This window comes from Chryseobacterium sp. WG14 (assembly GCF_024586945.1).
Taxonomy (GTDB): Bacteria; Bacteroidota; Bacteroidia; order Flavobacteriales; family Weeksellaceae; genus Chryseobacterium.
Map to the genome: position 1 here is coordinate 50,631 of NZ_JALCZD010000004.1, position 19,239 is coordinate 69,869.

Genomic DNA, 19,239 nt, shown 5'->3' on the forward strand with positions numbered 1-19,239 from the left:
TAAACATAGATAAAAGTAAAAAGAGATCTTTTGTAGATCTCTTTTTATGATATTGTGACCAGAATTCAGCTATAAAGCTTTAGTATTAAGCCTTGTATCTGCCACTTTTGTTAAAAGCGCATCACATTTTTTTTCTTCGCTAAGGGTTGCTAAGAAATTTTTGAGACAGAAATTTTCTTTAAGAACTTTAGCATAGGCTGCCAATGTCCCGTAGGTAGCGATTTCGTAATGTTCCACTTTCTGTGCTGCAGCGATGATGCCCGCATCTCTTACAGATCCCGGTGCTGTTTCTTCCATAATACTTTTGCCCTCATCCAATAGCCCCTGCATAGCATCACATTTTTTTGCCGTTGCCCTCTTTTTTAGCGATTTAAAGCATTCTTCCAGTCTTTTTACATGAACCTGGGTTTCCATTAAGTGGTTTTCAATGGCTGTTTTAAGTCTTTTATCTGTCGCATTTTTTTGCATCTTAGGTAATGCCTTAACTAATGCTTTTTCTGCCCAGTAAATGTCTTTCAGCGAATCTTCAAACAAATCTTTCAGTTCTTTGGCTGCGTTTTTTTTAGCCGGAGCTTTAGCTGTTTTTTTCGCTGGTGATGACTTGCCTGCCGTTGTTTTTTTTGCGACTGTTTTTTTTGTGGTGGTTTTAGTTGCCATAATATTAGATTTAGTGTTGTCCACTATATACCTACAATTTTAAGACCATAGGGTCTCAAGTCCTTTTTTTATTTCGGCTGTTGCTGTGTCACACAATGTATCATTCCTCCATTGGCAAATAAATTACGGCAGTCAATTCCAACTACTTTTTTATCCGGATACAGCTGTTGGATAATCTGGTTGGCAACAGCATCATTAGGATCATTGTAATTAGGGACCAGCACGCGGTTATTAGTAATATAATAATTGATATAAGAAGCACGGCCTACATTTTTTCCATAGGTGGTCATCACATCATATTGAGTCAAAGGAACTTTTACAAACTGATATGCGGCTCCATTTTTCCCTGTGGCACGGTACAGTTTATCAATATCACCATCCGGAATCTGCCAGTAGGCCAGATCATCAGAGTTCATTGTAATAATGGTAGAAGAATTTACAAACCGGGCAAAACCGTCAATATGCATGTCTGTGATGTCCAGGCCTGCTTTTCCTTCCAGCCAGATAAACTTGGTTATCCCTAAATTCCTGGTGAATATAGCCTCAGCCTGCTGCTGGGTCATGCCCGGGTTTCGGTTTGTATTGAGGATGGAACTTTTGCAAGCCATTAATACTCCGTTTCCATCAATTTCTACACTTCCGCCTTCATTAATCATTACTGAGTTGAGATCAATTTTTGGAATATGGGCATCTGCAGCAATTTTAGAGGGAACCGAATTGCAGTGGCTGTATTCTGCCTTATTACCCCAGCCATTGAATCCCCAATCCTGAATAAATAATTTTCCGGTATTATCCTTTACATAGATAGGGCCGTTATCTCGTACCCAAAAATCATCCGTTGGATAAAGTTTAAAATTAACATGGGTGAGCGGAATTCCTGCATTGGCTAGCAATGCTGTAATGCGCTGTTTTTCCGTATCGTCATAAGCAATGATATGAACGTTTTCACTTTGTACCAATTCCCTGGTCATGGCTACCCATGTTGCATCCAGGCGCTTTCGGTAGGTAACACCATATTGATATTCATGTGGCCATTGAAGCCATGTTCCTTCATGTGGAGCAGATTCTTCCGGCATTTTGTACACAGCATCAGTGGATTCATTGCCTGTCCCCGAAGTATCTGTTATATCTGTTTGCGTGCATGAGAGAAGAAGAGGTAATAATAAGAATGGTATCATATTTTTTTGCATAATTAATCTATTTTTTGATATGACAAAATTAGATCGATTACTATTTTCAAAGTTGTCCGGAATTGACAACTTACTTCAGAGGTAATAAAATATAAGTCAGCTGATCGTCCTGACTATCTGTATGATCAGCATGTCTTTCATATTTTTCTATAATAGGAGTATGGGAAAATTCAAGACCGGAATTGAAAATCCAGCGGGAATAAATATTCGTGTAGGTTTCATCTATGGTTTCATAGCTTCCCATATGTGTAAAACGGGCATATCTGCATCCGAATATTTTTTTTGTAGGTAGCTTTTTATTTTTAGCCTGGGCACTGGCACAGGCATCATAACGACAGTTTATTTCAGTTTTGATCAACGGTTCATCTGCGATAATCCCAAAATACTCAGTACCGGAAACGGGAAATTCATTTTGTGTAAATTTTCCCCATAATACTTCAATCTCCTCATTGTTGTAATAAGTTGGAGTGCTTTGATAGTACACGGGTATTGATGTAAGGTATACAATTTCAGGTTCCAGCAATATATCAGATGCTACAGGAATCAGATCAGATCCACAAAGCAGCTCTTCTCTGCTCAGCTTTGCTGCTTTAGGTGAAATACCGAAATGCTGTTTGAAAGCTTTTGAAAATGAGGCTATATTGGCAAACCCTACTTCAATACCAATGGCTGTCAGACTTTCATGGGTATAGAGAATACGTTTATAGGCGTTTTCCACTTTCAGCCTTTGCTGAAAAGCACCGATTGTTTCTCCACAACTGTATTTGAAAATACGCTGTATATTTCTGTAAGAGTAGTGGGATACGTCTTCCAGATCTTTTACAGAGATCTGCTGATCATAATTCTTCTCTATAAAATGAATGACCCTGTAAATACAGTTCAAATTGTCTTCCATAAACAACGATTTTTAGCTTCCTTAATCAATTATAATAATTTTCTGAAGATTCAATTCATCTTTATACTGCTCGTTGAGGCTCTTCATTTTTTCTTTATACTGCAATTACTTTCAATATAAGTAACAATGTTATTTGTCTTAGCTTTTTTGCTTTTGTGCCTGTATTGTACTGGGAGAATAGCCAAATTGTTTTTTAAATGCAAAAGAAAAATGGGAAAGGTTTTCAAATCCCAATTCCAAATAAATATCAGAGACCGGTTTATCTTGTTGTGTAAGTAAAATGTGTGCCTCCTTCAGTCTCCGAAGCTGTAGCCATTGTCTTGGCGGTATCCCAAAACTTTTTTGAAAATCCCTTTTAAAAGTAGATAAGCTTCTTCCCGTTAAATAGGCAAAACGTTCAATTTTAGCATTAAAATGGAAATTCTTATTCATAAATGATTCAATATCAATTTTGTAAGGTTCTGAAAAATCAAATAATATATCTTTGAGATCAGGATCATAAGCGAGCATCAGAATTAATGCTTCCTTTTGTTTCAGGCGAATAAGCTCTGTTGAAGCAGGATTGCTCAATAATTCCTCGTAGGGAAGAAGAGAACGCATAAACGTGAGTAATGGCTGGTTGTCCGGCTTTATAAATGTTGAGATATTTTCTTTTTTCTCTGCCGAATATCCATATTCCCTGCTGAAATTCTGTAATACGGCATCGTCAAAATAGAGAGTTACCGTTTTAATTTCTCCATTTTTGGGTGGATATTTAGCAAATTTCAAAAGACGGTTTTTACGTGAGGAATAAAGCTCACCTTCTTTAAATACTGTTTTTGTACTTCCATCATCTAATTCCATTTCACCGGAAAGGACCAAACCCAGACTGTGAATTTGAGTGAACTGTTCTCCCTCCCGGAATTCTGAAAAATGGCAGGAGTAATTAACGGGCCAAACTGTTTTCTGATCATTCATTGCTCAAATGGTAGTTTTCTATTGATTCTTATTCAAACTTACAAACTTTTTCCTCATTGCAGGAACATATAAAATGTCTATTCCTTACAGCCAAAACTATGAGGAATAAGCTCTGGTTATGATAAAATAGCTTTGGGTTCTAAATAGGCTTCCAGTCCAAAGATACCATATTCACGGCCAATACCGCTTTGTTTAAAACCACCGAAAGGAGCAAGCGGATCATGGGCAAATCCATTAATGCAAATCCTTCCGGCATCAATCTGGGCTGCAACATGTTCTGCATGTTCCCGGCTGGAAGAACTGATGTAGGCTGCTAATCCATAGGTTGTATCATTTGCGATCCTGATAGCTTCCTCTTCGTTTTGATAAGGGATAATAGATAATACAGGACCAAAGATCTCTTCTCTGGCGATGCGCATATTATTATGAACATTTGTGAAAATAGTTGCCTTTACAAAATTACCGTCCTCAAGACCTTCAGGTTTTCCTTCACCTCCCGCCAGCAGAGTAGCACCTTCGCTTTGTCCAAGCCTGATGTAACTTTGTACCCGCTCATATTGTTTTGTACTTACCATGGGACCAACAGTGGTATCCTCTTCATGTGGATGTCCTACTTTCACATTCCGGACAGCCTGTTTTGCGAGCTTATTCACTTCATCCAGCTTATTTTGAGGGACAAGCAGGCGGGTAGGGGCAATGCATGCCTGGCCATTATTCATATAAGCTCCAAACACAGCCATGGGAACAGCTGTAGTAAGATTTGCATCCTCCAGAATGATATTAGGCGATTTTCCACCAAGTTCCAGGGTTACCCTTTTCATGGTATCTACCGCTCCTTTAGCAATGGTTTTCCCTGTAATTGTAGATCCAGTGAAAGATATTTTAGCAATATCAGGATGATTTGTAATTTCAGCACCCACTACATTTCCGAAACCATTAACTATATTAAAAACAGCTTTTGGCAATCCGGCTTCATGGAAACATTCTGTAATTAATTGCGTCTGTTGGGCACTCATTTCACTCGGTTTGATTACAGCAGTACAGCCGGCAGCAATTGCTGTAGCCAACTTATTGCATATAAAACTGTTGCTGGCATTCCACGGAGTGATAATCCCTACAATGCCCAATGGTTCAAAACGTACTTTTGAATGTCCTGCGGTTCTTTCAAAATCAAAAGATTCCAGTATTTCAATAGTGGTTGCAAAAGAGGAAATGGCATTCTGTATACTCATTTTACAGAATTGAAGAGTACCTCCGTATTCTTTAACCATGGTGAAAACCAGTTCTTCTTCCCGGCTGCTGACTGCCTGATGAAGCTTTTTCAGGAAAATAATACGTTCAGCTTTGGTAGTTTTTGAAAAGGTTCTAAAAGCTTCTTTTGCAGCAGCAATGGCTGCTTTGGTATCTTCTTCGTTTCCCAATATCACTTCGCCGGTTTTCCGGTTGGTCGTTGGGTCAATAAGATCAAAAGTATCTGTCCCTTGTGGTGAAACAAATTCGCCGTTGACGTAAATTTTATTAATCTGTATCATTTTGTTTGATTTTAATACCACAAAGTTCGTCCGAAATACAAAAGTTAAGTTTGCTGTGCAGTTCAATTTTTGTTTGTTGTATGGTTCATTGTAATTTCAGTAGATAGAATTACTTGAGCTTAATACTAATAGAAAATATTTGTTTTGAAAACGGATAGAATTTCAGCCGTAATTTAATTTGGCAAATAGAGCCTCCGGATCAGCAGTCCGGAGGCTTTTGTTATTGAAATATCTTATTTTAGGATGTTTTGTGGTCGAAATCTTAGATATGCATCACAGTCCTGAATACACTTACTGCATTCCCTGTAATGCTGACGATATTGGGAGTACTGCCTTTTACCCTAACTTCCACCTGCACTTTTCCAATACGGTTGATCGCTTCTCCCTGTTTACCTGTAAATTGGAAAATATCTTCAGTAATACTGATAATTTTATTTTGAATAAGATAGCCTCCCAACGGTCCATTGGCATTTCCGGTAACGGGATCTTCTGAAATGCCTATTGCCGGGGCAAACATTCTTCCATAGGTCAGGATTTCCTTATCATCGGAATCAAAAGTAAATACAAAATAACCATTACAGCTGATCACTTTACTTAGCTGAGCTAAAGCCATAAGATCAGGTTGAAGATGATTTAAAGTGTTTCTGCTTTTAATACCAATCATAACCTTTGAGTGGCCTGTCGAAGCAATTTGTACAGGGCATTTCTCATCAAGATCTTCCATTATCAATCCTAATGCATGAACGATATTTTGTGTCGTTAACGGATCAAAGGCCGGGCTTAGCTCAAAACTTCCCTGTGTCATTGTGATTTGATAATCATGGTCCTGTTTTTCAATCCTAATGGGTAAAATTCCGATTTGAGTCATTATTCTGATGGTACAGGAATCCAACTGATCTTCCATAGCTTTTGCATATAATGCAGCAATAGTGGCATGTCCACAGGAAGGAACTTCTGTTGTCGGGGTGAAATACCTTACATGGTATTCAAAATTTTGTTCCTGAGTAGTGGGGCGGAAAACAAATGCTGTTTCCGAATTGTTGAGTTCCCTGGCTATCAATTGCATTTCCGAAGTGGTCAGATTTTCTGCATTTAAAACGACCCCGGCAGGGTTTCCTTTGAATTTTTCTTTAGTAAAAGAGTCAATTTGATACACAAGTACTTCCTTCATCATACCATATTAAGTTCAACGTAAAGGTAAGGATAAATGAGATGTGAAAAGCCTTTTTAAAGACATACTTATGGCTTTAACAAGTGTTCTAATGAATCAGCTGGGTAAAAGAAAAATCAGGACGGCGCATTTCTATTTCATTTCTGAAAGATGAAATCTGGGCTTCGGAAGCATAGATAAACATTTGCTCTTCATAATCATGAATAGCTCTCTGCAGAGAATTGTATTTTCCGTCAGTGAGATTCTCAGCTAAAATGAGAGCATCCATCAACCCCGTATTGACGCCCTGGCCGGCAAAAGGAGGCATGAGATGAGCTGCGTCTCCAATAAGGGTTATCGGTAAAAGGCGGTCAGTCTTCCAGGGTGTATTCAAAGGAAGTTTTTTGGTAGGTAAGCTCAAAAAAGAGGGCGTCAATTGAATTAAATGTTGGTAACATTTGTCCCAACGGGCAAAATTTTTCAGGAGAAATTCTCGGATACTGTCTGTATCCTGGATATTATATTCGGTATTATCAGGTTTTTCGAAAATAACACCATAAGTTAATGCGCCGTTATTGTTGGAATTTACGACCAGCAGCTTACCCTGAAAAGCTGTCATCAGCCTGTTTCCATTGCATAATTGATAAAATTCGGGACAATCTGTTTCAGGATGAGGGATATCTCCCTGAATAATTATGGTTCCTGTTTCTTCAATTGCTGTATCAGTCACAAACTTCCTTATGGCAGACATGCCTCCGTTGGCACCAATGACAAGATCTGCCGTAGCTGGTAATCCGTTCTCAAAAAGCAGTTGCCATTTCCCGCCACAAACCTTAAGGTCGATGCATTTTCTATCCCAACTCACTGAATCATTGGTTAAACTTTCGAGTAGCATTTTTCTCAGGTTATTTCTGTTGATTTCAGGATTGTCAAACTGATTTTCAGGGGTGATTTGTTTGGTGAACAATATTTTCCCCTGTTCATCAGTGATGGTAATCCCCATGGGTACAGCTGTTTTGTAATAAGCTTCCAGCAATCCGGCCTTTTTCATCGCTTTCTGTCCGGAATCTTTGTGAAGATCCAGCGTTCCACCACATATTCTGGCATCCGGATCTTTATCTCTTTCGTATACGGTTACTTCAATGCCTTTTTGCTGAAGTAATTTTGCCATTGTCAGCCCAACAGGACCGGCTCCAATAATGGCTACTTTTTTGTCTTTGAGTAACATAATTGTTGTGCTATTAAATATGGATACAAATTTCCGTGTCATTTTAGAGATAAAATAATTATATTAGACTTAAAAATAGCTGTAAAAGACTTTTATGGATATGATTGATCAAACGGTTCCCAATATTCTAAAGACCTTAGCCTGTTTATTGGGTTCTGAAATAAAACAGAGAAAACTGGAGATTCCATTCCAGTTTGGAAAAGGATATTGCAGTGGGTTTATTTTTAATCAGTATATCCGGATGCTCATTAGTAATTATGAGCTATATGAAGACTTGATCATTGAAAATCCGGATGTGAATATTGCTAAAAAAATGATCTTTTTTAAGTTTCAGAATATTTTTCCCAAAACAGAAATATCTCCGGGAGGAAATCCGGCCGAACTGCCTTCGGTTATGGTGGCAACGAGCCGTCTTAATACCGATAGGTTCATCCCTATTCATTCCAATAGAAACACAATCAATATAGAAGTGGATGCAGATTACTTGAAAGGGTTGTTTCAGATATCAGATCAGTCACCGATATTGAAAAGTCTGCTGGAGAATACTGAACCCTTTCTGTTTGAACATATGATTAATCCTTCTCTGCAAAATGTTGTCAATGAGATCGTTTCTGAAGAGGTAGATGAAAATTTTAAGCTGTTTTTTTTAAGGATAAAAGCTGAAGAGCTGATTTGCAGACTATTGATAGAATTGGAAAAACGAGATGAAAAACGTCTCTACGCGCTCAACATCCATGATATTGAAATGATGTATACAATAAAGGCAAAAATTCTTGAACAACTAGAAATTCCTCCTGTCATCAAAGACCTGGCTGCAGAAGCTGGAATGAGTGCTACCAAGCTCAAACGACTGTTCAGACAGATTTTTGGGAACAGTATTTTTAATTATTATCAGGAATTCAGAATGAAGGAAGCCGCGCTATTGCTGAAAGAGAAAAAGTATTCCGTTTCTGAGGTGGGCTACAAACTGGGGTTTTCTAATCTGAGCCATTTTTCAAAAGTGTTTAAAGAGCACATCGGGATGAATCCTAAACAATACTCAATGGGATAAAAAGTGAAACAGCAGAGGTGATTTCAACAGCGAAATGGCCTTTTTGTTATAATTAAATCTAATTTTGTTGCCAAATAAAATGAAAGACGGTTATTCTATTTTTCAACCGGTATTAATTCTATTGAGTATGGCTTGAAACTACATATTTTCCGGCTTCGGTAAAAGAAGAAACTGACACCTATAAGTAAATAAATAGCAAATATTCCAATGTCCAGAAAGCTTGTTTAACTTGAGTTGGAAGCATGAATAATCGTTATTGTATTAACGCTGCGTTCGCCAAGGTTCTATTTAAGTCTTTATTTACGTTCACAAGGGCACTTTGTTTAGCAGAGAAAGAATACTTTGCTGAGCTAATTGCCCTTGCGAACGTAAAAAATTTCAATTGTAAATAATCCTTTGCAATCTGTAGCGTTTAAAAAATTATTTATAGGTTTTTACCCTGGATTCGGAGTATTTACTTGGCCTGTCCAATATCCAGTCTTTCAAATTTACCTTCAGAATTCTTATGAAACTTGAAAAATACGGGAAATGTTCCCCATTGTCCGGCTTTAAAGCTTCCGTAAATGTCCTTTCCTTCATTTTCTACGCGGTCTATGCTGAGAAAATGTTCTTTACCCAAGGCTTTGGAGAAAAAAGAGGTAAAATCTACAGTATTGCCGTCATCTGTCATGACCGGATTTTCTGTAAAGAAGCTGTACCATTTTTTATCTCCGGTTTGCAGTGCTTCTATGGCATTTTTTACCGTTTCGTCTGTTATTTTTGATAAGTCCATTGTTTGTTGTTTAGAGGATTGTGTTTTTTTTTGATTTTCTTTGACCTGTCCGCAAGCTGTCAGGGAGAAGCTTGTAACCAATATTGTCATGTATATATATTTTTTCATCTCTGTTAGGATTTAAGAGGATGTTGCAGATAAATGATCAGGAGGTTGAGAAATAAGAAGGGAAGCTCAATAGCTACACCTTTAAAATCTTTGTCCATAAGGTGAAAGCAGATAATCAACAGGATACCTGCTGCCATCAGGAAATTCCCCCAGACAAATGTTTTTGGAAATAAAATCATCACTGAAGCCAGGATGGTAACAGCTCCATTAATCATGAGTGCTGTTCGGCTGAATCCCCATTTTCCGAACATCTCCACCATTTCCTGTTTTCCGGAAAACATGGCAGTTCCTTGTTTAAGTCCCATGAATACAGCGCCCAGAATAAGTATTGAACTAATAATCTTTATTATCATAATGTGTATTTTATAAAGTCAGCTGCTTTAATAAACAGTATAACAAATATGCAGGAAAAGAATGGTTTTTGAATGGTGAATTTTTCGGAAGTTATTGCTCATTGTCATTTTAAATGTATTAAAAGATAGAAGCCACAGTTTATAAACTGTGGCTTCTATAACTACTAAGAACTATTTAATACTATTTTGTTTCCAGGTAACCGTAGTGTAAAGAGGGGTCTTTTCCAAATAAACAGGAAAAAATATTCTGGAACTCATGGATATACCTGCATTTTATAGAATTGCCATATATTTTGAGCCCTTCCAGTATTTTCCTGGAACTCAAGTCTATATCATATTTTATAAATGTTTCCGGTCTTTCATACCGTATTCTCTGATCTGAACTATACGTTCTGGAAAAGCCCAGTTTTTCAAGCCATTCTTCCGTGATACGAATAGGTTTAATAGAATCTGCCGGAACTGAAAGGCTCTGACTGTCATTTTCAATTTTAACAAAATAAGCTTGCTCCAAACTCTGAAAAATTTCAGTGATCGTATAAATCTGATTTTTGTACTCGACTAAATTTTTGATTTTAAGATCTGCTACGTTCATAATATTTTGATTTTAAAGGTGGTATTAGTACTATATAAATTAGCAAATACTATGCCCTGCATCATATTGTCTGCCAGCGTTTTAATGAATATTGTGTTAAATATCACACCTAAAAGATTAATAAAGTGTTAAAACCTTTATAGTCAGAGGGATTAGAGCCTGTTTTTATAAAAAATGTGTGGTATCTATGTGGTACCGGTATTGGCAGATGTATTGGCTGTAGCCAGCAGAAGGGCTAATATAACAGCAATAACAAGTACGGAGATAAATACATTCCAGGAAAATGAATGAAGGAGATATCCGGTACCACTTCCCAGAATACTGGACCCAAAATAATAAAATAACCAGTAAATGGAAGTAGCTGAAGATTTTCCCTTTCTGGCATGAAGGGCAGTCATCTGGCTGGCCATAGTATGGGCTGCAAAAAAGGAAAGTGTAAATATCCCCAGCCCGAAAATGACCACATACAAATTTTCTGACAGCAGTAAACATAGTCCGCAAAGCATCAAAAGAATGAAGCTTTTCAGAATGTTATTTTTGGAAAATCTTTTAGAAAGCTTTCCTGTAATCATAGTACCAAATACTCCGAAAATATACATCAGAAATATAAAGGCAATAATAAAGTGACTTAATGAAAAAGGTTCTGCTTCTAACCTGAAAGTAAGATAATTGTAAACACTTACAAAAACACCCATCAGTAAAGCTGCAATAAAGTATAACCGAAGCATATAAGGATTCATGAGAAACCCTTTCATCTGTTTTACCTTTTGATGGTAATCGGTTTTCTGTGGATTGAAGAATTTTGACTCGGGAAATAGTTTCCAGAATATAAGCCCTAGGATCAGACTTTCCAGCCCAATAATAAAAACCGCATTACGCCATCCGAATTCGCCAGCTGCAATGGTAGCCAATATCCTTCCGCTCATCCCTCCAATAGTATTACCACTTAAATACATACTGATGGCAGCGGGTACCGCAGCGAGATAAACCTCTTCAGTAAGGTAGGCAAGGGCGACAGCAGAAACACCGGAAACCACAAATCCTTTCAGTACTCCAATTCCAATAAGAAGACTGAGACTGGGAATCCAGGTTGAAATAATAGTTAATAAAGCTGATGAAATCAACGAAAATACCATCAGCCGTTTTCTGGAATAGCTGTCTGCCTTAAAAGCGAAAAACAATAATCCCAGTGCCATCCCTATAGTAGATGAAGAAACAAGCAGGGAAGTATCACCTACGGTTACATTGAACTGCTCTGCAGCCATCGGGAGCAACGGCTGAAAAAGATAAAGCTGCGCAAATACAGAAAGTCCCGAAAAAAAAATACAAAGTTTTATATATCGGAGGCGCAGGCTTCCCTGGTTGGCTTTTTCAGGTGAATTCATGATTTTTTGCAATTAAAATGCAGTATTGACTGTAGAAATTTTGGTTCTGTAAATTTCAAGATATTTTTTTAATCCTGAAAATGCTTATCTCAATGATTTTTATCGGCAAAACCAATCAATGCATCATCTCGTATACCTTAATCAGCTCTGCAATATTACTGACCTCCAGTTTTTGAAATATCCTTTTCTTATACGTGCTTACAGTAGACATCTGGATACTGAGCTTATTGGAAATCTCCAGGTTTCCGTATCCGTCAGCCAACAGCTTAAAAATTTCATACTCTCTTGAAGAAAGCTTTTCTACAGGATTATCCCGCTTATTCTGAATGATCAGGCCGATAAGTTCTACAGGATAAAAATAACCTTTTTCAATCACTGTTTTCACTGCGTTTTTAATTTCTTCCTCACTGCTCTGCTTGTTCAGATATCCTTCAGCACCTTCCCTGATATACTGGATGGCTACATCCTGGTCATAGCCTGAAAATACAAGAATCTTTAAATCTTTCTGTATATTTTTGAGCTCAGAAATCATTTTTTTATATTGAGTTCCCGGCATATCAATATCCAGGATCAGAAGATTATAATATTGAGACTTCAATGCTTCTTTTACCCGTTCATAGTTTTCAGCAAAGTCTATTTTCAGTTCAGGGTAAGCAGATTCAAGAACAAGGGCTGTTCCTGCTCTTACCACATAATGATCATCAGCAATTAAAATTCTTTCATTCATATAATTAGTTTTTTTTGAGGGTAATTTCTACAATGGTTCCTTTCGGGAAATTTTGGCTGAAACTGATCTCAGCGTTAATCTTTTTAACCAGGTGAATAACCATATGCAGCCCCAGTCCTTTACCTTTAAAACTGGGCGTTTTCCATTTAGGATTTTTGAACAAATTCATATAAATGGCTATTTGTTCCGCAGACATTCCGGTTCCCGTATCATCTATGATGATAATGACTTTCTGTTCATCCTCTATAATATTAAGACTAATCTCTCCTTTATATGTATTTTTTACAGCATTATCGAGGATATTATGAATAATGGCAGACAGAATACTTTCGCTCATTCTGCTGTTTACATTAGTCTCCGTAGCATTAATAATAACAGTCTCTCTTTCCTTTGCGATTTCCCAGAATAATTTTTTCTTGATCTCTAAAATCCTGTTGACAGGATATTCCTGTTCCTCAACAATGCTTTCGGCTTTATAAAGTTCTGTATATTCTTTTAAATTCAATGTAAACTGGTACAGCTGTTCCGAAGATTTGTAAATACTGTCAAAATACTTTTTCTGAAGCTCTACATCATCAGATTCATGAAGCTTTTGGGAAAGCATGGCAATAAACCTGATGGGAGTAGTGATATCATGACTAATGGTCTCCACCAGCTTTTTTTGATATTCCGTTTCTTTCTGTAAATCATTTTTTACCACCTCAAGCGTAAGGGAAGTTTCCTTAAGTTTGGAATTTTTGTTGTGAACAATCCGTTTTAAAGCTTTGTTTTTTGTTCTTAATAAATTGGTAGTCAACATTATAATAATGATGATTCCCACAAGGAAAATAATAGAAAGTAATATCTTAAATAGCAGCGTTTGAAAAAAATAAGGCTGAATTCTGAACTTAACAGCTTTTTCTTCATATTTCCCATCCGCAGAGGCAAGTACCCTCACCTTTAAGGTATATTCTCCCGGGCTGAGGGTGCTGATAGTATACTTCAGATCTTTCCCCAACGTCACCGCTTCCCAGTCAGATTCTTCTTCTCCCGATATTTTAGCCTCTATATAAAGGTTTTCAAAATCAGAGAAATAAGGAATATCTATGAAAATGTCAGCTGTTTTGTAGTCATTCTTCAGATCGAGTACATCATCAAAATAGAGGGTTTCAGCATGACCAATTTTCGCTCTTTCTATATAGATTTTTTTAGGATCCGGATAATAGGTCTGAACCTGAACAGGGTTGAAAAATACAAAACCATCCATGGAAGGAAACATAAACTCTCCATTTTCCAAAGCATAAGCATTAGGCTGGGAATTGCCATTGAATTCATTAGAAGTAAAACCGTCTTTTTTAGTGAAACGGTAATAGAAGACCGGCCTTTTCCTGTTCTCTGCGTACTGAAGAAGCTGTTTTTTAGGAACTTTATACAGGCCATTATTCGAGGATATCCAATAAAACCCCTGTTGATCCTCAAGAATAGAATGGGCAGACTGCAGGTAGTTATTCCTGTCATTAGGCATCTTAATCAGTTTCCTGTCTTTAAAAAGATAAAAACCGTTTTTATGAGTCATAATCCAGATCAGATTATCCTTTGTTTTTACAATACTTTTTACAGAGATATTTTTGATTAACAGATGAACTGTATTTTTATCTAACATTACCAAATGCAGTCCATTATTATTGCCTGCCAGCACCTGATTTTCATTATATTGGAGAAAAGCAGTGACAGGGCTTTTAAAACTATAAATATAATCTGGCTTTGTAAACTGATCCTTTTTGAAAATCTGCAGCTGGTACCGGGAAGAGTTTAACAGGGAAAGGGCATATAAATTTCCACTTTTCATAAAGTTCTCAAAACCCAGTTTAAAAAAAGTAGAATCTTTTTTCTTATAACCCGAATTTTTATAAAACCTAATGATGCTCTTTCTTTTGCGGATCAGAATATTACCCGAGTTATCATACATCATAAGGGAATTGTCATTATTCCCAAAAGCATATTTATTGACAATGCCGTCTTTCCCAAACTCGGTTCCATCCTCCGTTATAATTGTATTTTTACTAAAAGGTAATGAGGCATTGGATACATTATTTGAAAAATCATCTTCCTTTCTGGCCACATGTATGTTTGAAAGATGAACAATATTAAGTCCGTTATTCAATGTACCAAGATAAAGATTATTGAAATTTTTGCCGTAATACATAGAGTAGTAGGAGTGGCTGCCTATTTCTTTATAGGTTACAAGAAATTTTAAAGAAGGCCTGTTTCTGCTGTCCTCTACAAGGTAGATATTACTTTTGTTGATGATAAAAGACTGATTGGTGATCTGCTGCCAGTATATTTTAGTTTCCGGATCATTAAAAAGACTCGGTTGATCAAAAACAGAAAGTTTTCCTTTACAGAGAGAATATGTTTTTCTTGTTTGAAGATCATTTATAAAAAGAGTTTCATGGAGAACAAAAATATTATTCAGATCTTCATTGGTAAAAGGGATGGCTATTCTTGTTTCAATACCCTTTTCATCCTTATATATTACAGCGTTCTTTTCTCTGAAAATATACTTTGAGTTTTTGAGCTGTATAAAATATTGAACGTCATTATAAAAACTGGAAGATATGGTATTGTTTGCAATTCTTTGGATCTGCTGATCTCCTTTTGAAAAAGAAACCCTGTCATTAGGGTTGAGCTTACTGAGCCTTGGAAATCTGTTTTTGATGATGATCTTATCTTCCTGAGAATTAGTAAGTGTTGTAATACTGTCTTGAATGGAATCGCCAATAAACACCCCGAAATGCAGGCTGTTTATTTTAAAATTATTAAACGTGACAAACGAAATGCCATCATACCGCACAAGTCCGTTTTCCGTAGATATCCAGATAAAACCGTATTTATCCTTGACAATAGCCTTCGCACTGCTTTGTGGAAGACCATTATCTATATTATACCAGGTGGAAGTATAGCGTTGTCCGTAAATAGGTAAGTATAAGAAAGCAAAAAAAACTACCCAAGCCCTCATATGTGCAAAACTCATCTATGTTCTCGCATATCAATGCAAAAATTTGTTAATATTAGTTTTTGTACAAGCCGAAGTTTTTTTTAAGATTGAGAATGATTGAAAATAATTTTTTGTCACTTAAGTTTTCTAGGTTTTGCGTTTTATCGTTAAACATATTTGTTTTACGGTGTAAAAATAGTGAAATTATACAGATAAACCAGTATTTTTCAATTTGTTTTAATTTGTGTTTTTTTTATAACCATTGATAATTAAACATATAATGGCTGTTTTATTTCTATTGGTGGTGAATAAATATTCTTTGAAATTAGAATTTCTATTAATAATTTTAATCCAAAATACGCTGAAATCATCTGGTTTATTCCAGCAGATAGCTGTACTTCTTTTGATAATACATTGATAGATAAGAATATCGATACTAGATATTCTCAAATAGGTGATTTTTTGTATTAAATGTTTATTTTTTATATTATTTTAAAAATGAATTAATATTATTCTTTTACTGAGTTTTTTGTAGTAATAATTTTACAAAAAGTAGGATGTTAATTCTATGGATAAATTTTGCATCAGTGAAATAAGATATATATTTTTGCAAAACAATTTCTAAACATCGATGAATAGAGGGTTTTTATTTAAATAATGATTCTGAAAACACAAACGGTTCAACCCACAAAAAAAGGTCTCTTTTAAGAGATCTTTTTTGTTTTTTAAGGCTTTGCCCACTTTTATTTTTAAAATTCTTTTACTAAACGCTATAGAACTGTCATTTTTTTTAATGGTTTGATAATAATTATTTATTATATTTAATTTTCTATTACCAAAAAAATATTAAACTATGGATCTATTTATGTTAGTGCCAATTTTTGGTGTCGTGGCTTTGCTTTATACATTTCTTCAGAGTAACTGGGTCAGTAAACAGAATGCCGGAAACGAAAAAATGAAAACAATCAGCGGATATATTGCTGATGGTGCGATGGCTTTTCTAAAGGCCGAGTACAAGATTTTAACCTATTTTGTTATTGTAGTAGCTATTTTGCTCGCTGTGATGGGAACCACCAATTCCAATTCACACTGGAGCATAGGAGTTGCTTTTGCAGTGGGAGCTGTATTTTCGGCTCTGGCAGGCTTTATAGGAATGAAGATAGCTACAAAAGCTAATGTAAGAACTGCTGAAGCGGCAAGAACCTCACTTTCTAAAGCCCTTAAGGTCTCTTTCACCGGAGGTTCCGTTATGGGAATGGGAGTTGCAGGACTTGCTGTATTGGGATTAGGATCGCTGTATCTGATCATTAAACAGATTTTTGCTCCTGATGCTACAGTAGATTCACATGAGATGGAAAGGACAATTGAGATTCTTACCGGCTTTTCTCTGGGTGCAGAATCTATTGCTCTTTTTGCAAGAGTAGGTGGGGGTATTTATACGAAAGCAGCAGATGTAGGGGCTGACCTTGTAGGAAAGGTAGAAGCCGGAATTCCGGAAGATGACCCTAGAAATCCTGCTACCATTGCAGATAATGTAGGAGATAATGTAGGAGATGTTGCCGGAATGGGAGCTGATCTTTTCGGTTCTTATGTAGCCACAGTCTTAGCGACCATGGTTTTAGGAAGAGAAACAATCTCTGATGATTCCTTCGGAGGCTTTGCTCCAATTCTGTTACCCATGCTTATTGCAGGAACAGGGATTATATTTTCCATGATAGGGACTTTGTTTGTAAGAATTAACGACAATGAAGGTTCATCCACATCCAGCGTACAGAATGCTTTAAATCTGGGAAACTGGGGAAGTATTGTCATTACAGCTATTTCTTCTTATTTTCTGGTCAATTACCTGCTACCTGAAAAAATGATGCTCAGAGGTCATGAATTTACCAAAATGGGGGTGTTTGGAGCTATAATGGTGGGACTAGTTGTAGGAACTTTGATGAGTATCATTACGGAATATTATACAGCTATGGGTAAAAGACCCGTTTCAAGTATCGTAAGACAATCTTCTACAGGTCATGCTACCAATATTATCGGTGGGCTTTCTGTGGGGATGGAATCTACGCTGCTTCCAATTCTCGTACTGGCAGGTGGAATTTACGGTTCTTATTTGTGTGCGGGATTATACGGAGTTGCCATTGCCGCTGCCGGAATGATGGCTACTACCGCGATGCAGCTGGCTATTGATGCTTTCGGACCTATTGCAGATAATGCAGGAGGTATTGCAGAAATGAGTGAACTTCCTAAAGAAGTCCGTGAAAGAACAGATATTCTGGATGCTGTAGGAAATACCACTGCAGCTACAGGAAAAGGATTTGCTATTGCTTCAGCAGCATTAACGGCTTTGGCCTTATTTGCTGCTTTTGTAGGAATTGCAGGAATAGATGGTATTGATATTTACAGAGCCGATGTATTGGCCGGATTATTTGTAGGAGGAATGATTCCTTTTATATTCTCTTCCCTCGCGATTACCGCTGTAGGACAGGCTGCAATGGCTATGGTAGAAGAGGTTAGAAGGCAGTTCCGGGAAATTCCGGGGATTTTAGAAGGAAAAGCACAGCCGGAATATGAAAAATGTGTAGCTATTTCTACAGATGCCTCTATCAGAAAAATGATGCTTCCGGGAGCTATTGCTATCATTTCACCATTGCTGATCGGATTTATTTTTGGTCCTGAAGTGTTGGGTGGATTTTTAGCTGGTGCTACTGTAAGTGGTGTTTTAATGGGTATGTTTCAGAATAATGCGGGGGGAGCCTGGGATAATGCGAAAAAATCATTTGAAAAGGGAGTGGAAATTAACGGGCAGACTTATTATAAAGGTTCCGAACCTCATAAAGCTTCCGTAACAGGAGATACCGTAGGAGACCCGTTTAAAGATACGTCGGGGCCCTCAATGAATATCCTGATCAAATTAATGTCCATTGTTTCATTAGTAATTGCGCCCACCTTAGCGGTGTTGCATAAAGATAAAATTGAAGCCAACAGAAAAGCAAAGCTGGAAAGTTTAACCAGGGCAGAAATGGACCATGGAGGCAGTAACGGAACAGATTCAGTATATGTTTCAGCTCCCAAAGAAGTGAAAGGTCACCTTAATGAAAACGGAGACTTTGTCTATGAAACAGGGGCTGTCCAAAAGCTTAATTTAAAAGGAGGAAAAACAATTGCAATAGGAGAAGGAAGCCAGATCTACCAGCTGTATCAATCCATAAAGAAGAATGATCAGTCCATTGTAGATCCTAATAAATGGTATACCATAGAAAATCTTTATTTTGAAACCGGATCAAGCGATCTGAAAGCCGGCTATGAAATGCAACTGAATAATCTGGCAGAAATTTTAAATGCATATCCTGATCTTAAGATCAAATTGGGAGGTTACACAGATAACAGTGGAAATGAAGAGACTAACCAACGGTTATCTAACCTGAGAGCACAGACCGCAAAACTGAAACTCCTGGAATTGGGAGTGCCTTCAGACAGGGTAGAAGCTGAAGGATATGGTTCGCAGCATCCGATTTGTGAAGCAAATGATACCGATGAATGTAAAGCTAAAAACAGAAGAATTGATGTAAGGGTACTTGCTCTTTAAAATCAAACTAAATATAATTAAACACTGCTTCGGCAGTGTTTTTTTGCTTTATAAAGTATTAAAGTTTACTTTTCACAGA

General features: G+C 36.9%; 15 protein-coding genes. 2 read left to right on the plus strand and 13 right to left on the minus strand.

Features of this window, described 5'->3' with window-relative positions; translation table 11 throughout:
- Positions 1–69 precede the first annotated feature (69 nt).
- From MP478_RS08415 to MP478_RS08445, 7 genes are all read right to left on the minus strand, one after another.
- The gene (locus MP478_RS08415; protein WP_257192179.1) at positions 70–657 is read right to left on the minus strand and encodes a ferritin-like domain-containing protein; all 588 of its coding nucleotides are present in this window, start codon (positions 655–657) and stop codon (positions 70–72) included.
- A 68-nt stretch (positions 658–725) separates the two neighbouring features.
- The gene (locus MP478_RS08420; protein WP_257200187.1) at positions 726–1,835 is read right to left on the minus strand and encodes an agmatine/peptidylarginine deiminase; all 1,110 of its coding nucleotides are present in this window, start codon (positions 1,833–1,835) and stop codon (positions 726–728) included.
- Positions 1,836–1,917: 82 nt separating this feature from the next.
- Positions 1,918–2,742 (minus strand): GyrI-like domain-containing protein, encoded by an 825-nt coding sequence (locus tag MP478_RS08425; protein WP_257200188.1) that lies wholly within the window; start codon positions 2,740–2,742, stop codon positions 1,918–1,920.
- A 138-nt stretch (positions 2,743–2,880) separates the two neighbouring features.
- Positions 2,881–3,699, minus strand: a complete 819-nt coding sequence (locus tag MP478_RS08430; protein ID WP_257192182.1) for an AraC family transcriptional regulator — start codon at positions 3,697–3,699, stop codon at positions 2,881–2,883.
- Positions 3,700–3,815: 116 nt separating this feature from the next.
- The gene (locus tag MP478_RS08435) at positions 3,816–5,231 is read right to left on the minus strand and encodes an aldehyde dehydrogenase family protein (protein ID WP_257200189.1); all 1,416 of its coding nucleotides are present in this window, start codon (positions 5,229–5,231) and stop codon (positions 3,816–3,818) included.
- A 262-nt stretch (positions 5,232–5,493) separates the two neighbouring features.
- A complete protein-coding gene (locus tag MP478_RS08440) occupies positions 5,494–6,405 on the minus strand; it encodes a PhzF family isomerase (protein ID WP_257192184.1) in 912 nt (303 codons plus the stop codon).
- Positions 6,406–6,490: 85 nt separating this feature from the next.
- A complete protein-coding gene (locus MP478_RS08445) occupies positions 6,491–7,609 on the minus strand; it encodes an FAD-dependent oxidoreductase (RefSeq protein ID WP_373691684.1) in 1,119 nt (372 codons plus the stop codon).
- 94 nt (positions 7,610–7,703) lie between these two features.
- On the opposite strand from MP478_RS08445, the gene MP478_RS08450 reads away from it, so the two are divergent.
- Positions 7,704–8,660 (plus strand): helix-turn-helix transcriptional regulator, encoded by a 957-nt coding sequence (locus MP478_RS08450; protein WP_257200191.1) that lies wholly within the window; start codon positions 7,704–7,706, stop codon positions 8,658–8,660.
- 454 nt (positions 8,661–9,114) lie between these two features.
- On the opposite strand, the gene MP478_RS08455 is transcribed toward MP478_RS08450, so the two are convergent.
- The 6 genes from MP478_RS08455 to MP478_RS08480 form a co-directional block, all read right to left on the minus strand.
- Positions 9,115–9,540 carry a hypothetical protein gene (locus tag MP478_RS08455; protein ID WP_257192187.1) on the minus strand — a complete coding sequence of 142 codons (426 nt, stop codon included), beginning with the start codon at positions 9,538–9,540 and terminating at the stop codon, positions 9,115–9,117.
- 5 nt (positions 9,541–9,545) lie between these two features.
- Positions 9,546–9,893 (minus strand): DoxX family protein, encoded by a 348-nt coding sequence (locus tag MP478_RS08460; protein WP_257200192.1) that lies wholly within the window; start codon positions 9,891–9,893, stop codon positions 9,546–9,548.
- Positions 9,894–10,074: 181 nt separating this feature from the next.
- Complete coding sequence (locus MP478_RS08465) at positions 10,075–10,485, minus strand: hypothetical protein (RefSeq protein ID WP_230036811.1); 411 nt, start codon at positions 10,483–10,485, stop codon at positions 10,075–10,077.
- A 185-nt stretch (positions 10,486–10,670) separates the two neighbouring features.
- Complete coding sequence (locus MP478_RS08470) at positions 10,671–11,870, minus strand: MFS transporter (RefSeq protein ID WP_257200193.1); 1,200 nt, start codon at positions 11,868–11,870, stop codon at positions 10,671–10,673.
- Positions 11,871–11,985: 115 nt separating this feature from the next.
- Complete coding sequence (locus MP478_RS08475) at positions 11,986–12,597, minus strand: response regulator transcription factor (protein ID WP_230036807.1); 612 nt, start codon at positions 12,595–12,597, stop codon at positions 11,986–11,988.
- A gap of 4 nt (positions 12,598–12,601) precedes the next feature.
- A complete protein-coding gene (locus MP478_RS08480) occupies positions 12,602–15,610 on the minus strand; it encodes an ATP-binding protein (protein WP_257200194.1) in 3,009 nt (1,002 codons plus the stop codon).
- Positions 15,611–16,427: 817 nt separating this feature from the next.
- Between MP478_RS08480 and MP478_RS08485 the strand changes: the two genes are divergently transcribed.
- The gene (locus MP478_RS08485) at positions 16,428–19,160 is read left to right on the plus strand and encodes a sodium-translocating pyrophosphatase (RefSeq protein WP_257192190.1); all 2,733 of its coding nucleotides are present in this window, start codon (positions 16,428–16,430) and stop codon (positions 19,158–19,160) included.
- Positions 19,161–19,239 lie beyond the last annotated feature (79 nt).